The sequence below is a fragment of the Oryzihumus leptocrescens genome, from assembly GCF_006716205.1.
GTDB classification, from domain to species: Bacteria; Actinomycetota; Actinomycetes; order Actinomycetales; family Dermatophilaceae; genus Oryzihumus; species Oryzihumus leptocrescens.
This window is the reverse complement of sequence record NZ_VFOQ01000001.1, coordinates 1,747,448-1,761,464: the sequence shown is the minus strand read 5'-3', so window position 1 is coordinate 1,761,464 and position 14,017 is coordinate 1,747,448. Positions and strand designations below refer to the sequence as shown.

General features: G+C 73.1%; 12 protein-coding genes. 6 read left to right on the top strand and 6 right to left on the bottom strand.

Annotation, left to right across the window (positions count from 1 at the left end):
• Positions 1–3: 3 nt before the first annotated feature.
• Positions 4–1,533 (bottom strand): depupylase/deamidase Dop, encoded by a 1,530-nt coding sequence (gene dop / locus FB474_RS08260; protein WP_141788215.1) that lies wholly within the window; start codon positions 1,531–1,533, stop codon positions 4–6.
• Between the two features lie 51 nt (positions 1,534–1,584).
• Here dop and FB474_RS08255 point away from each other — a divergent pair, with 51 nt between their 5' ends.
• Both FB474_RS08255 and FB474_RS08250 read left to right on the top strand, forming a co-directional pair.
• Entirely contained in the window at positions 1,585–2,589 is a 1,005-nt protein-coding gene (locus FB474_RS08255) for an alpha/beta hydrolase (protein WP_141788214.1), read from the top strand.
• 12 nt (positions 2,590–2,601) lie between these two features.
• On the top strand, positions 2,602–4,839 hold the full coding sequence (locus FB474_RS08250; RefSeq protein ID WP_141788213.1) for a glycoside hydrolase family 3 C-terminal domain-containing protein: 2,238 nt from the start codon (positions 2,602–2,604) through the stop codon (positions 4,837–4,839).
• Positions 4,840–4,852: 13 nt separating this feature from the next.
• On the opposite strand, the gene FB474_RS08245 is transcribed toward FB474_RS08250, so the two are convergent.
• Both FB474_RS08245 and FB474_RS08240 read right to left on the bottom strand, forming a co-directional pair.
• Positions 4,853–5,407, bottom strand: a complete 555-nt coding sequence (locus FB474_RS08245) for a TetR/AcrR family transcriptional regulator (protein WP_141788212.1) — start codon at positions 5,405–5,407, stop codon at positions 4,853–4,855.
• On the bottom strand, positions 5,404–7,422 hold the full coding sequence (locus FB474_RS08240) for an MFS transporter (RefSeq protein WP_141788211.1): 2,019 nt from the start codon (positions 7,420–7,422) through the stop codon (positions 5,404–5,406). The genes FB474_RS08245 and FB474_RS08240 overlap by 4 nt, the downstream gene beginning before the upstream one ends.
• 103 nt (positions 7,423–7,525) lie before the next feature.
• Between FB474_RS08240 and FB474_RS08235 the strand changes: the two genes are divergently transcribed.
• Genes FB474_RS08235 through FB474_RS08225 form a run of 3 tightly spaced genes read left to right on the top strand, consistent with a single transcriptional unit; the run spans position 7,526 to position 8,986 of the window.
• Positions 7,526–8,050, top strand: coding sequence for an NUDIX hydrolase (locus FB474_RS08235; protein WP_141788210.1), 525 nt, complete (start codon positions 7,526–7,528; stop codon positions 8,048–8,050).
• Complete coding sequence (locus FB474_RS08230; RefSeq protein ID WP_221632484.1) at positions 8,047–8,433, top strand: DUF3054 domain-containing protein; 387 nt, start codon at positions 8,047–8,049, stop codon at positions 8,431–8,433. The genes FB474_RS08235 and FB474_RS08230 overlap by 4 nt, the downstream gene beginning before the upstream one ends.
• Positions 8,426–8,986, top strand: coding sequence for a GNAT family N-acetyltransferase (locus FB474_RS08225; RefSeq protein ID WP_141788209.1), 561 nt, complete (start codon positions 8,426–8,428; stop codon positions 8,984–8,986). The genes FB474_RS08230 and FB474_RS08225 overlap by 8 nt, the downstream gene beginning before the upstream one ends.
• On the opposite strand, the gene arc is transcribed toward FB474_RS08225, so the two are convergent.
• From arc to FB474_RS08210, 3 genes are all read right to left on the bottom strand, one after another.
• Positions 8,983–10,767 (bottom strand): proteasome ATPase, encoded by a 1,785-nt coding sequence (gene arc, locus FB474_RS08220; RefSeq protein WP_141788208.1) that lies wholly within the window; start codon positions 10,765–10,767, stop codon positions 8,983–8,985. The two genes, FB474_RS08225 and arc, sit on opposite strands and share 4 nt — an antisense overlap.
• A gap of 73 nt (positions 10,768–10,840) precedes the next feature.
• The gene (locus FB474_RS08215) at positions 10,841–11,842 is read right to left on the bottom strand and encodes a tRNA (adenine-N1)-methyltransferase (protein WP_141788207.1); all 1,002 of its coding nucleotides are present in this window, start codon (positions 11,840–11,842) and stop codon (positions 10,841–10,843) included.
• Positions 11,843–11,853: 11 nt separating this feature from the next.
• The gene (locus tag FB474_RS08210) at positions 11,854–13,020 is read right to left on the bottom strand and encodes a site-2 protease family protein (protein WP_141788206.1); all 1,167 of its coding nucleotides are present in this window, start codon (positions 13,018–13,020) and stop codon (positions 11,854–11,856) included.
• 128 nt (positions 13,021–13,148) lie between these two features.
• Here FB474_RS08210 and FB474_RS08205 point away from each other — a divergent pair, with 128 nt between their 5' ends.
• Positions 13,149–13,994, top strand: coding sequence for a RecB family exonuclease (locus FB474_RS08205; RefSeq protein WP_141788205.1), 846 nt, complete (start codon positions 13,149–13,151; stop codon positions 13,992–13,994).
• Positions 13,995–14,017: the final 23 nt, after the last annotated feature.

Genomic DNA, 14,017 nt, shown 5'->3' with positions numbered 1-14,017 from the left:
CACCTATCCGGACGCGGCTGCCAACTCCCGCAACAGTGCGGTTGCATCCTCGCTGCGGTCGATCAGCGCGCCCACCGCGGCCCGGGTGCCGCGCAGCGGCTCGAGCATCGGCACGCGCTGCAGCGAGGTGTGTCCGGGAAGGTCGAAGATCAGCGAGTCCCACGACGCGGCGGCGATCTGGTCGGCGTACTTCTCCAGGCAGCGGCCGCGGAAGTAGGCCCGGGTGTCCTCCGGCGGGTGGGTCACGGCGTGCCCGACGGCGTCCTCGGGCACGAGCGTCTCGATCCGGCCGCGCTGCGCGAGCCGGTGGAACAGCCCCTTCTCGGGGCGCACGTCCGACCACTGGATGTCGATCGCCCGCAGCCGGTGGTCGGACCACTCCAGCCCGTCGCGGTCGCGGTAGCCCTGCATCAACGCGAGCTTGGCCACCCAGTCCAGCTCGCGGGCGCACTCCATCGGGTCGCGTTCCAGCCGGGTCAGCACCGACTCCCAGCGCTGCATGACCTCGGCGGTGTCGGCGTCGAGCTCGCCGGCGTAGCGCGAGTCCAGCCAGCGCGAGACCTGCTCGTGGTAGAGCCACAGGAGCTCCACGGCGGTGACGTTGCGGCCGTCGCGCAGCTCGACCAGCGTCTTCAGGGACGGGTCGTGGGAGACGGCGTGCAGCGTCGAGACCGGCTTGTTGACCACCAGGTCCACCGTCATGGCGCGGTCCTCGATCATCGCGAGGACCAGGCTGGTGGTGCCCATCTTGAGCAGGTTGGCGACGTCGCACAGGTTGGCGTCCCCGATGATCACGTGCAGGCGCCGGTAGAGGTCGGCGACGGCGTGCGGCTCGTCGCGGGTGTTGATGATCGGCCGCTTGAGCGTCGTCTCCAGCCCCACCTCGACCTCGAAGAAGTCGGCGCGCTGGCTGATCTGGAAGCCCGTGGTGGAGGAGTCCTGGCCGATGCCCACCCGGCCGGCCCCGCACATGACCTGCCGGGCCACGAAGAACGGGACGAGGTGGCGCACGATCTCCGCGAACGGGGTCTCCCGGCGCATGAGGTAGTTCTCGTGCGTGCCGTAGGAGGCGCCCTTGCCGTCGGTGTTGTTCTTGTACAGGTTGACCCCGCCGGTGCCCCGTACGGGCGCCAGCCGGCGGACCGCCTCGAGCATGATCCGCTCCCCCGCCCGGTCCCAGCGGATCGCGTCGCGGGGGCTGGTCACCTCCGGGGAGGAGTACTCCGGGTGGGCGTGGTCGACATACAGGCGGGCCCCGTTGGTGAGGACCACGTTGGCCAGGGTGGGGTCCTCCTCGTCGGTGAGCTGGCTGGCGTCGGCCAGCTGGCGGTTCATCTCGAAGCCGCGCGCGTCGCGCAGCGGCGCCTCGTCCTCGTAGTCCCAGCTGGCCTTGGTGGCGCGCGTCCCGCTGCTGCCGGCGCTGGCGTAGGCGTTGACGACGTAGCCCGAGAGCAGCATCGGGTTGGCGGTGGGGTCACCGGGCACCGAGATGCCGTACTCGGTCTCGATGCCCATGACGCGACGGACGCTCATGCCGCCAGCCTAAGCGAGCCGGGTGGCCGGGCATCGGGCATAGTGGCGGCCATGTCCCGGATGCCGCTGCGCACCAAGGTCTTCACGACGCTGCTGGACCGCTTCGGCCGGGAGTCCATCCTCGGGATGGACCTGGCGGCGATCCGCCGTAGCCGCGCCAGCGTCGCGCCGACGGTCCCGCCGTTCACGTGGGTCACCGGGCCGGTATCGCGCGCCGTCGCCATCGAGGACAGCACCTTCCCCGCCCGCGACGGCCACCCGGTCCCGGTGCGCGTCTACCGCCCTGCCGGTGCGGGTCACGCCGCCCCCGTGCTGCTGTGGTTCCACGGCGGCGGGTGGGTGCTCGGCAGCCCCCGGATGTACGACCCCCTGTGCAGCCACCTGGCCGAGGGCGTCGGCGCCGTCGTGGTCAGCGTCGACTACCGCAAGGCCCCCGAGCACCGAGCACCCCAGGCGGTCCACGACTGCGTCGACGCGACCCGGTGGGTGACCACGGCCGGGGCGCAGCTGGGCGCCGACCCCTCCCGGCTGGCGGTCAGCGGTGACAGCGCCGGCGGCAACCTGGCGGCCGTCGTCTGCCAGGTGGTGCGCGACGAGGGCGGCCCGCGTATCGCCCACCAGGCGCTGGTCTACCCCGCCACCGACGCCACGATGAGCCAGCCCTCGGTCGCCGAGCACGCCCATGCACCGGTGCTCACCCGGGAGAAGATGACCGTCTTCCGCGCCCACTACCTCGGCGAGGACGGCCTGGCCCCCGACCACCCGCTGGTGTCGCCCTTGTGGGGCCACGACCTGTCCGGGCTGCCGCCGGCCCTGGTGCAGACCGCCGACCTGGACCCGCTGCGCGACGAGGGCGCCCGCTACGCCGAGGCGCTGCGCGCCGCCGGGGTGCCGGCCCGGTCGACCAACTACCCGGGGGCGCCGCACGGGTTCGCCAGCTTCCCCGGCGCGACGACCGTGGGCCGGGCGGCCCGGGAGGAGCTGGTGGCCGAGCTGCGCCGGCATCTGGCCCGAACGCCGGCCCCGGTGGAGGATCGGGTCACCGACCGCGACTGAGAGGGCGTGCCCATGGACGCCGTGGAGACCATCCTGGGTCGGCTGACCCTGGAGCAGAAGGCGTCCCTGACCTCCGGCGGCGACTTCTGGCACACCCAGGCGGTCCCCGAGGCGGGGGTGCCGTCGGTCATGGTGACCGACGGGCCGCACGGGCTGCGCAAGCAGTCCGACGCCGGCGACGCCATGGGCCTGGGCGGCAGCGACCCGGCAACCTGCTTCCCGCCGGCGGTCACCCTGGGCTCGACCTGGGACGTGGGCCTGGCCCGCCGGGTCGGGGAGGCCATCGGGGCCGAGGCGCTCGCGGCCCACGTCGCCGTGGTCCTCGGTCCAGGGGTCAACATCAAGCGCTCGCCGCTGTGCGGGCGCAACTTCGAGTACTTCTCCGAGGACCCGCTCCTGTCCGGCCGGCTGGGTGCCGCCTGGGTCGCGGGGGTCCAGTCCCGCGGGGTGGGCACGTCGCTGAAGCACTACGCGGCCAACAACCAGGAGACCGACCGGCTCCGGGTCAGCGCCGACGTCGACGAGCGCACGCTGCGGGAGGTCTACCTGCCGGCGTTCGAGCACATCGTGCGGCAGGAGCAGCCCACCACCGTCATGTGCGCCTACAACAAGCTCAACGGCACGCACGCCAGCGAGCACCACTGGCTGCTGACGCAGGTGCTGAGGCAGGAGTGGGGGTTCGCGGGGATGGTCGTCTCCGACTGGGGTGCCGTCAGCAACCGGGTGGCCGCGCTCGCCGCCGGGCTGGACCTGGAGATGCCACCCTCGGGCACCGACCAGCAGGTGGTCGACGCGGTCCACTCGGGCGACCTGCGCGAGGAGGTGCTGGACGAGGCGGTACGCCGGGTGCTCACCCTGGTGGCCCGCGAGCAGTCCCTGCCCGAGGAGCGACCGGCCGTGGACCCCGACGCCCACCACGCGCTGGCGCGGGAGGTGGCCGCGGCGGGGGCGGTGCTGCTGAGGAACGAGGCCGGCCTCCTTCCCCTGGACCCCGACGGGACCGAGGCGCTCGCCGTCATCGGGGAGCTGGCCCGCACCCCGCGCTACCAGGGCGCCGGCAGCTCCCAGGTCGTGCCCACCCGGCTGGACGCGGCCCTGGACGCGGTCCGGGCGCTCGCCGGCGACGAGCGGGTGCACTTCGCCCCCGGCTACACCCTCGACGGCCCCGCGGACGCCACGCTCGTCGACGAGGCGGTCGAGACTGCGCGGGAGGCCTCCACCGTGGTGCTCTTCCTCGGCCTGCCGTCGTCGGCGGAGTCCGAGGGGTTCGACCGTCAGGACATCGCCCTGCCCGCCGGGCAGCTGGCCCTGCTGCGCGCCGTCCGGGCCGTCAACGAGCGTGTCGTGGTCGTGCTGGCCAACGGCGGGCTGGTCTCGGTGTCGGGGTGGGAGGACCAGGCGGAGGCGGTGCTCGAGGGCTGGCTGGGCGGCCAGGCCGGCGGCAGCGCCACCGCCGACCTGCTGTTCGGCCGGGCCAACCCCTCGGGTCGGCTCACCGAGACGATCCCGCTGCGGCTGGAGGACACCCCCTCGTGGCTGTTCTTCCCCGGCGGGGAGCAGCACGTGCGCTACGGCGAGGGGATCTACGTCGGCTACCGCTACCACCACACCCTTGGCGACCCGGTCGCCCACCCGTTCGGCTTCGGGCTGTCCTACACGACGTTCGACCTCGCCGACCTCGTGGTGCACCGGACCGGCCCCAACGCCGCGGAGGTGTCGGTGACGGTCACCAACACCGGGCCGGTGGCCGGGAGCGAGGTGGTCCAGGTCTACGTCCACGACCGCGCGGCGTCGGTGGACCGGCCCGAGCACGAGCTGAAGGGCTTCGCCAAGGTCCCCCTCGAGCCCGGGGCCAGCGGCACGGCGCGGATCCCGCTGGCGCCGGAGGCGTTCCGCTTCTGGTCACCCGGTCGGGGACGGTGGGTGGTCGAGGCGGGTGAGGTCGAGGTCCGGGTGGGCACCTCCAGTGCCGACATCCACCTGGTGGAGGTCCTGGACCTGGAGGGCGACGGCGTGCTCCCGGAGCTGGCCGCCAGCTCGACCCTGGACGAGTGGTTCGCCCACCCGGTCGGCGGGCCGGTCCTGCGGCAGGCGCTCGCCGAGGGCGGCGGCCGCGACCTCGGCGAGGTCGACGCCCATGAGCGGGCCATCCTCGGGGCGATGCCGCTGGGCAAGCTCTCCGCGTTCGGCCTGGGTGTGCCGCGCGCGGCCGTGGACGCGCTGGTCGAGCAGGTCCGCGCCGAGAGGTGATCGGGACCCGCGGTCAGCGCACCGGCAGGGGCGCCTCGAGCAGGGACTGGACCAGCCCGGCATACAGCTCGAGGCCGGGGGCGCTCTCGGCGCGGTCGTCGGGGGCGAAGCCGTAGACACGGGTGCCGCCGGCCAGGCCGACCAAGGCGCAGGCGACGAGCTCGGCCCGGGTCTGGGCCTCCGGGCCTCCCCCGAGCGCCTCGGCCAGGGGCGCGACGTAGGCGCGGACGAACCGGGTCTTGACCTCCTCGCGGTTGGGGGCGGGAAGGACGAGCACGATGGCGCGGACCCAGGGCTCGGAGGCCAGCTCCTCCCGGCGCCGCAGGACCCGGCGGACCAGCTCCCGGCCCAGGTCGGCCAGCGGCAGGTCCTCCGGCCACGGCTCCGGGTCGAACGAGGCCGCGTCGAGGAAGAGCTGCTCCTTGCTGCCGACGACCTTCATCACCATGGCCGGGGACAGCCCGGCCTCCGCGGCGACGTCGCGGATGGTCACCGACCGGAAGCCGCGCTCGGCGAACAGGCGCCGGGCGGCGGTGAGGACGACCTGGCGGGTGCCGGCCTCGGTCACGCCAGGACCCGGGTCGGCGCCGGCAGGTCGACGTCGACCGTCTCGGAGTGGCCCGTGACGGTGACCAGGGTGGACCCGGCACGTCGCTGCGTGGCGTCGACCACCGTCAGGACATACCGCCCGGCACCGGGCAGGGGCAGCGCGTAGCGGCCCTCGGCGTTGGCGCGGGTGCACGCCACGGACTCCCCCGACGGCCTGGTGAGGGTGACGAGCGCGCCCTCGGCGCAGCCGTCGGCGCCCCGGACGAGACCGGTCAGGGACAGCCGCTCGGTGAGCACGAGGTGCTGGTGGTTCGTGCCCTCGCCGAGGTCGAGCACGTCCGACCGGGGGGACCAGCCGTCGGCGGCCGTGACCACGAGGTAGCGGCCGGGACCGGGCAGGGCCACCTGGTAGGCGCCGGTGCTGTCGACGCGGGACCAGTCCACCGGCTCGCCGTCGATGCGCAGCACCGAGACGACCGCGCCGCGGATGGGCCGGCCGGACTCGGCGTGCACCACGCCGCGGACGACGATCTCGTGCTCCCGGCCGGGGCCCTTGACCTCGTCGTGCACGGGGGCCTCCGGTGCCGGGGCCACGGCTTCGGCGGTCCCGGGAGCCACCGACGGGGCGGGGGCCGCGGCCCGGGACCGCGGCAGCGCCAGCGCGACGGCCGCGGCGGCCAGGCCGGCGATCGCGGCCAGCCAGAAGATCTGCTTGAACGCGTCCAGCGCCGGCACGGTCACCGGCCCCAGGCGCATCACCGTGCCCGTCAGCACCGCGGCGACGGTGGCGCTGGCGGTCGAGGTGCCGATGGCGCGCAGCAGGGTGTTCAGCCCGTTGGCCGAGGCGGTCTCGGTGATCGGCACGGCGCGCATGATGAGGGTGGGCATCGCGGCATAGGAGACGGCCGTGCCCATCGAGACCAGGGCGGCGCCGACGATGACCTGCCACAGCTGGTCGAGCAGGAACACCCGGCCGACGTAGGCGCCGGCCATGATCAGGGCGCCGGTGATGAGGGTGGTCTTGGCGCCGAAGCGACGGGTGATCGCGGCCGATACCGGGGCGAGCAGGACCATGGACAGCCCGGCCGGCAGCATGCCCAGCCCGGCGTCGATGACCGACAGGCCGAAGCCGTAGCCGGTCGCCTTGGGCATCTGCAGCAGCTGGGTGGTCGTGAGCATGTTGCCGAACATGGCGAAGCCCAGCAGCACCGAGGCCAGGTTGGTCAGCAGGACCGCCGGGCGGGCGGAGGTGCGCACGTCCACCAGCGGCCGGGCGACCCGCAGCTCCACGGGCAGCCACACCGCCAGCAGGACCGCGGCCGCCACGAACAGCACCAGCGTCCGCTCGCTGGTCCAGCCCCAGTGGCCGCCCTTGGAGATCGCCAGCAGCAGCGAGGTCAGCGCCGCTGAGAGCAGGATCGCGCCGCCGACGTCGAACCGGCCCCGGGTGCGCACCGACGACTCGGGGATGACCAGCGGCACCGCGACGAGCATGAGCGCGCCCATGCCCGCGGCCACCCAGAAGAGGGCGTGCCAGTCGGCGTGCTCGCTGATGAAGCCGGACAGGGGCAGCCCGATCGCGGCGCCGATGCCCAGGGTGGCGCTCATGAGGGCGACCGCGGAGCCCACCCGCTCCCGGGGCAGCTCGTCCCGCATGATGCTGATGCCCACCGGGATGAGCGCGGCGGCGAAGCCCTGGAGCGCCCGGCCGGTGACCACCGCGCCGAGCGACGTGCCGAGGGCGCCGACGACCGAGCCGGCGATCATCACGACCAGGCAGACGATCATCATCAGGCGCTTGCCGGTCATGTCGGCCAGCCGGGAGACGATCGGGGTGGCGACCGCGCTGGTGAGCAGGGTCGCCGTCACCAGCCAGGAGGCGTCCTCGGTGGTGGTGTGCAGGAGCCCGGGGAACTCCGGCAGCAGCGGCACCACGAGGGTCTGCTGGAGCGCGACGATCGTGCCGCACAGGCTGAGCACGGCCACGACGAGCGGGGTGGGGGCGACACGGCGGGGTGAGGCGTGGGCAGACACCGGGGGTCCTTCGCAGGGGTGGGTGAACGAGCGTTCACCAGCAGTGAACCACTGTTCACCACGCGCCCCCAAATCTCCGCACGGCGCTTGTTAGGGTCGCGCCATGGCCGCCGACGAGCTCCTCGCCCTCTACGACCCGGGCGACGACACCGGCCGGGTCACCGGTGCCGCACCCCGCTGGCAGGTCCGCGCCGAGAACCTGCCCCACGCCGCCACCGCCGTGATCGTGCGGCGCCCCGACGGTGCGGTCTACGTCCACCGGCGCACCGACACCAAGGACGTCTACCCCGGCATGCACGACGCGTTCGCCGGCGGCTGCGTCGACGCCGGGGAGGACCCCGAGGACGCCACGCGCCGGGAGCTGGCCGAGGAGCTGGGCATCACCGGGGTCGAGCTGGTCCCCCGGTTCCGCCGCTGGTACCGCGACGAGAACACCCACTACCTGGCCTTCGGCTACGAGGTCACCTGGGACGGCCCGGTGGTCCACCAGCCGGAGGAGGTTGCCGACGGCGGGTGGATGCCGTGGCAGGAGCTCCTGGACCGCATGGCCGACCCGACGTGGCCGTTCGTCCCCGACGGCCGCGCCGGGATCGCCGCCTACCTCGACGCCCTGGCGGGGCAGCAGTGAAGTCCCTGACCGCGAAGGCCCTCGCCCTGCTGGCCATCGACACCCTCCTCGTGCTCGCCTTCGCCGCCATCGGCCGGCGCAGCCACGAGGAGTCCTCCGCCCTCGTAGGGGTCCTGGTCACCGCATGGCCCTTCCTTGCCGGTATCGCGGTCGGCTGGCTCATCTCGATCACCACCTTCGGTGCCGTTCCCGGCACGGTGCGGCACGGCATACCGGTGTGGCTGTCCGCCGTCGTCGTGGGGATGTACCTGCGGGACCTGACCGGACGCGGCATCGCCGCCTCGTTCGTGGTCGTCGCCCTCGTCGTCCTCGGGGCGTTCCTGCTGGGGTGGCGGGCGCTCGCGGGCTGGCTCAACCGGTGGGAGGGACCCGGGCATGCCTGACCCGAACCCGCCTGACCCGACCCTGCCGAACCCGACCATCCGCGCGGCGCTCGCGGGCGACGTGCCGGCGATCGCCGCGATCTACGGCCACGCGGTGCGCGGCTCGGTGGCGACGTTCGACGTGGCCGACCCCGAGCCGGCGTACTGGCAGGCGAAGCTGGACAGCGCCCACCCCGGCGACCACGTGCTCGTGGCCGAGGACGCCGACGGCACCGTCCTCGGCTACGCCTACTCCTCCTCGTTCCGGCCACGACCGGCCTACGACCGCACCCGGGAGACCTCGGTCTACCTCGACCCGCAGGCCGTCGGCCGCGGCCTGGGCACCTCGCTCTACGCCCGGCTGCTGGAGAGGCTGCGCGACTCCGGGGTGCACCTCGCCGTGGCCGTGGTCGCCCAGCCCAACCCGGCCAGCGACGCGCTGCACCGCCGCCTCGGCTTCCGGGAGGTCGGCGTGCTGGAGGAGGTCGGGCACAAGTTCGGCGCCTACGTCAGCACCCGGTGGTACCAGCTGCTGCTGGAGCCACCGGGTGCCGAGGGGCCGGGGCCGGACTAGAGGTACTGGCCGGTGTTGGCGACGGTGTCGATCGACCGGCCCGGCTCGGTGCCGTCCTTGCCGGTGATGAGCGTGCGGATGTAGACGATCCGCTCGCCCTTCTTGCCCGAGATCCGCGCCCAGTCGTCGGGGTTGGTCGTGTTGGGCAGGTCCTCGTTCTCCTTGAACTCGTCGACGCACGAGGCCAGGAGGTGCTCGACCCGGATGCCCTTGGCGCCACTGGTGAGGAAGTCCTTGATCGCCATCTTCTTGGCCCGGTCCACGATGTTCTGGATCATCGCGCCCGAGTTGAAGTCCTTGAAGTAGAGGACCTCCTTGTCACCGTTGGCGTAGGTGACCTCCAGGAAGCGGTTCTCGTCGATCTCGGAGTACATCCGCTGCACCGCGGAGTCGATCATCGCCTCCACCGTGCGCTGCCTGGACATGTCGTGCTCGGACAGGTCGTGCTCGTGCAGCGGCAGCGTCGCGGTGAGGTACTTGCTGAAGATGTCGCGGGCGCTCTCGGCGTCGGGCCGCTCGATCTTGATCTTCACGTCGAGCCGGCCGGGGCGCAGGATCGCGGGGTCGATCATGTCCTCGCGGTTCGAGGCGCCGATGACGATGACGTTCTCCAGGCGCTCCACGCCGTCGATCTCGGAGAGCAGCTGCGGCACGATCGTGGTCTCGACGTCGGAGGAGACGCCGGAGCCACGGGTGCGGAACAGGCTGTCCATCTCGTCGAAGAACACGACGACCGGGGTGCCACCGGAGGCCTTCTCCCGGGCCCGCTGGAAGATCAGCCGGATGTGCCGCTCGGTCTCGCCGACGTACTTGTTGAGCAGCTCCGGGCCTTTGATGTTGAGGAAGAAGCTCTTGGTCTCGGTGCGCCCGGTGCGCTCGGCGACCTTCTTGGCCAGGGACGCGGCGACCGCCTTGGCGATCAGCGTCTTGCCACACCCGGGCGGGCCGTAGAGCAGCACGCCCTTGGGCGGCTTGAGCTCGTGCTCCTTGAACAGGTCGGGGTGCAGGTAGGGCAGCTCCACCGCGTCGCGGATCTGCTCGATCTGCCCGGCCAGGCCACCGATGTCGTCGTAGTCGATGTCCGGCACCTCCTCCAGGACCAGGTCCTCGACCTCGGCCTTGGGGATGCGCTCGTAGACGAAGCCGGAGCGGGTGTCGAGCATGAGCGCGTCGCCGACGCGGATCGGCTCGCCCTCGAGGCTCTCGGCCATGCGCACGACGCGCTCCTCGTCGGCGTGGGCCACCACGAGGATCCGGTCGTCGCCGAGCAGCTCCTTGATCATGACGACCTCGCCGACCCGCTCGAAGCCGCAGGTGGCCACGACGTTCAGCGCCTCGTTGAGCATGACCTCGCGGCCGGCGGACAGCTCGGCCGGGTCGACCGCCGGCGACACCGCGACGCGCATCTTGCGCCCGCCGGTGAGGATGTCGACGGTGGCGTCGTCGTAGGACTCCACGATCAGCCCGTAGGCGGACGGGGGCTGGGCGAGCCGGTCGACCTCGCTCTTGAGCGTGATGATCTGCTCCCGGGCCTCCTTGAGCGTCTTGACCAGCCGCTCGTTCTGGGAGGACACCGTGGCCAGGGAGGACTGCAGCTGCAGGATGCGGTTCTCGAGGTCGCGGGTCCGGGTGGGCGACTCGGCCAGTCTGCGGCGCAGCGCCGTCACCTCGTCGTTGAGCAGCGACTGCTGGCGCTCGACCTCTTCACGCTCGAGGCGCTCGTCGTCCCCGGCAGCCTCGTGGGGCTGACGGGCGTCGTGCTGCGGCGAGTTGTCGGACATCGTCGGAACCTCCTCGCGGGCGACTCCCGGCCGCTGCCGCGACCGATAGGACGACCCTAGCCCGCATCGGGCCCTACGTCTCGGACGTCTCAGTCACAGAACGGCGAACGCGGCGGATCTTCTTCTCCGACAGGGGCCGCTCGCCGAGGTCCTCCGGCTCCCACTGCTCGGTGGCGGCCTCGCCGTAGGCGCCCTTGGCGGGACGGCGCTTGCGCAGCGGCGGGGTCACCCCGGGGGCGAGCCGGCGGGTGGTGATGAGGAACCCGGTGTGGCCGTGCATCCGGTGCTCGGGACGGACCGCGAGCCCCTCCAGGTGCCAGCCGCGCACCAGGGACTCCCACGCCTGGGGCTCGGTGAAGCCGCCGTGGTCGCGCGCGGCCTCGGCGACGCGGGAGAGCTGGGTGGCGGTGGCGACGTAGCAGATGAGGACACCGCCAGGGGCGAGGGCGTCGCCGACGACGCCCAGGCACTCCCACGGCGCGAGCATGTCGAGGACGACCCGGTCCACGGTCCCCGGCTCCACCGCTCCGGGGAGGGTCTCGACGAGGTCGCCGACGGACAGGGTCCACGCCGGGTGCGGTCCGCCGAAGAACGCCTCCACGTTGCCGCGGGCGATGTCGGCGAAGTCCTCGCGCCGCTCGAAGGAGTGCAGGGAGCCCTGGTCGCCCACAGCCCGCAGCAGCGACATGCTCAGCGCGCCGGAGCCCACGCCGGCCTCCACGACGCGGGCGCCGGGGAAGATGTCGGCCATGGCCACGATCTGGCCGGCGTCCTTGGGGTAGACCACGGCCGCGCCGCGCGGCATCGACAGCACGTAGTCGGACAGCAGCGGGCGCAGCGCGAGGTACTCCACCCCGGCGGTGTTCTTCACGACCGAGCCGTCGGGCGCGCCGATGAGGTCGTCGTGGGCCAGCCGGCCGCGGTGGGTGTGGAACTCCTTGCCTGCACCGAGGGTGATGGTGTGCAGCCGGCCCTTGGGGTCGGTCAGCTGCACCCGCTCCCCCTCACCGAACGTCCCTCGGCGGGTGTGCGCCCCGGTGGGGCTGTCGTCAAGGGTGTCAGGCGAGGTGCTCATGGCGGGCAAGTCTAGGTGCGCCGCGACGGCCGCCGTGACAGGGCGTCCTCGAGGTCGCCGGCCAGGACGATGCCCGCCAGCGGGGCCCCCGGAGCCACGCGCACCGGCACCGCGTCGACGCCGAGCTGCTGCATCGTCTCGGCGATCGTCGTGACCGGCTCGGACGGCGAGGCCAGTGCGACCCAGCCGCGCGGCTGGGCCCGCATGACCGCCGAGACAGGGGTGCTCGCCAGCAGGGGCTCCGGTATGCCGCGCAGCGCGTCGTCGTCGACCAGCCCGAGCTCGGCGCCGGTCGGGTCGACGATGACCACCGCGGCGCCCCCGAGCTCGCGGGTGCGCAGGACGTAGGCGTCCTGGGCGGTGGCGGACAGGGGCAGGGTGGTGACCCGGCGCCATACGGTGTCGACCATGACGCCGTTGAGGCGGCCGCGGGTGCGTCCGGCGCGGACGGCCTGCGTCGCCCCGGCCCACAGGAACGCGCTGATCATGCCGCCCCAGACCAGGTCCACGATGTCGACCGGGCGGTTCTGCACCGCCGGCCAGACCACGACGAACCCGACAAAGGAGAGGACGGTGAGGACCCTGCCGCACCACCCGGCCGCGGTCAGCCCGGCCTCGCGTCGTCCGGTGACCTTCCAGACGAGGGCGTCCACGATGAACCCGCCGTCCAGGGGCAGCCCGGGCAGCACGTTGAACAGGGCGACGAACCCGTTGGTCCAGGCCGTCGCCCCGAGCAGGATGTGGGCGACGCCGCCGCCGGGGACGAGGTGGCTCAGCTGCCAGGCGATGACGGCCAGCACCCCGTTGGTGGCCGGGCCGACGACGGCGACCAGGGCGCTGGCCCCGGGGGTCTTGCCCGCCGACTCGTATGCCGTGTGGCCGCCCCACAGGTCGGCCACCACGCGGCTGACGCGGTAGCCGAAGGCCCGGGCGACGAGGGCGTGGGCGGCCTCGTGGGCCAGCACGGACACCAGGAGCAGGAGGGCGAAGGCCGCGGCGACGAGGTAGGCGCCCGAGCCGAGGTCGGGCCGCGAGGCCTGCAGGGACGGGCCGTAGAGCACGAGGATGACGACCGCGATGATCGGCCAGGTGCGGCCGATGTAGACGGGGATGCCGGCGAGGGTCGCGATGCGCAGGCCGGGGGCGCGCTGAGGCGGCGCAGCGCCGTCGGTCGTCATGCAGCGACCCTACGTCAGCGGGTGACCGTGAGGGTCGGGGTTGGCTGTGGCCAACCTGTGAGCCGAGGTGGGGCTCGGGCCGCCGGGCTGTCGCCGATGTGTCGGCCGTGCGCCCTACAGTGCACCGCATGGTTGCCGCGTTGTCCCCGAGCCGCGCCTCGGACTTCATGCAGTGCCCGTTGCTCTACCGCTTCCGGGTCATCGACAAGCTGCCCGAGCCGCCGAGCGCGGCCGCGGCGCGCGGCACGCTGGTCCACTCGGTGCTGGAGCGGCTCTTCGACCTGCCCGCCCCCGAGCGGACCCTGGCCGCCGCCGCCGGCCTGGTCGCCCCGCAGTGGGAGGCACTCGTTGCGGCCGAGCCCGACCTGGCCTCGCTGGTGGACGGGACCTCACCCGATGCGCTCGCGGCCTGGTTCCAGGAGTCGGTGGCCCTCATCGAGCGGTGGTTCACCCTGGAGGACCCCACACGGCTGGAGCCGGCCGAGCGCGAGCTCTACGTCGAGACCGAGCTCGACGGGCTCACCCTCCGCGGCTACGTCGACCGGCTGGACGTCGCACCGACCGGGGAGGTCCGCGTGGTCGACTACAAGACGGGACGCTCGCCCTCCGAGCTGTTCGAGGCCAAGGCGTTGTTCCAGATGAAGTTCTACGCCCTGGTCCTGTGGCGGCTGCGGGGCGAGGTGCCGAGGCTGCTGCAGCTGGTCTACCTGGGCAACTCCGAGATCGTGCGCTACTCCCCCGACGAGACCGACCTGCTCGCCACCGAGCGCAAGCTCAAGGCGCTGTGGCAGGCCATCGAGCGGGCGGCCTCGACCGGCGACTGGCGGCCCAACAAGTCGCGGTTGTGTGACTGGTGCGAGCACCGCCAGCTGTGCCCGGCGTGGGGTGGCACTCCCCCGCCGCTGCCCGAGGGTGCGACGGTGCTCGCCCTCGACCCGCGCGCGTCGGCGGCGGTCAGCCCCACCGAGGAGTGACGGCACCGTCCGACGTCCCCTTC

Excerpts from the sequence above, each read along its gene's own strand:
- FB474_RS08235 (WP_141788210.1), top strand. The coding sequence starts at position 7,526 with ATGGCCGCCGACGAGCTCCTCGCCCTCTACGACCCGGGCGACGACACC.
- arc (WP_141788208.1), bottom strand. The coding sequence starts at position 10,767 with ATGTCCGACAACTCGCCGCAGCACGACGCCCGTCAGCCCCACGAGGCT.
- FB474_RS08215 (WP_141788207.1), bottom strand. The coding sequence starts at position 11,842 with ATGAGCACCTCGCCTGACACCCTTGACGACAGCCCCACCGGGGCGCAC.
- dop (WP_141788215.1), bottom strand. The coding sequence starts at position 1,533 with ATGAGCGTCCGTCGCGTCATGGGCATCGAGACCGAGTACGGCATCTCG.
- FB474_RS08225 (WP_141788209.1), top strand. The coding sequence starts at position 8,426 with ATGCCTGACCCGAACCCGCCTGACCCGACCCTGCCGAACCCGACCATC.
- FB474_RS08205 (WP_141788205.1), top strand. The coding sequence starts at position 13,149 with ATGGTTGCCGCGTTGTCCCCGAGCCGCGCCTCGGACTTCATGCAGTGC.
- FB474_RS08210 (WP_141788206.1), bottom strand. The coding sequence starts at position 13,020 with ATGACGACCGACGGCGCTGCGCCGCCTCAGCGCGCCCCCGGCCTGCGC.
- FB474_RS08250 (WP_141788213.1), top strand. The coding sequence starts at position 2,602 with ATGGACGCCGTGGAGACCATCCTGGGTCGGCTGACCCTGGAGCAGAAG.
- FB474_RS08255 (WP_141788214.1), top strand. The coding sequence starts at position 1,585 with ATGTCCCGGATGCCGCTGCGCACCAAGGTCTTCACGACGCTGCTGGAC.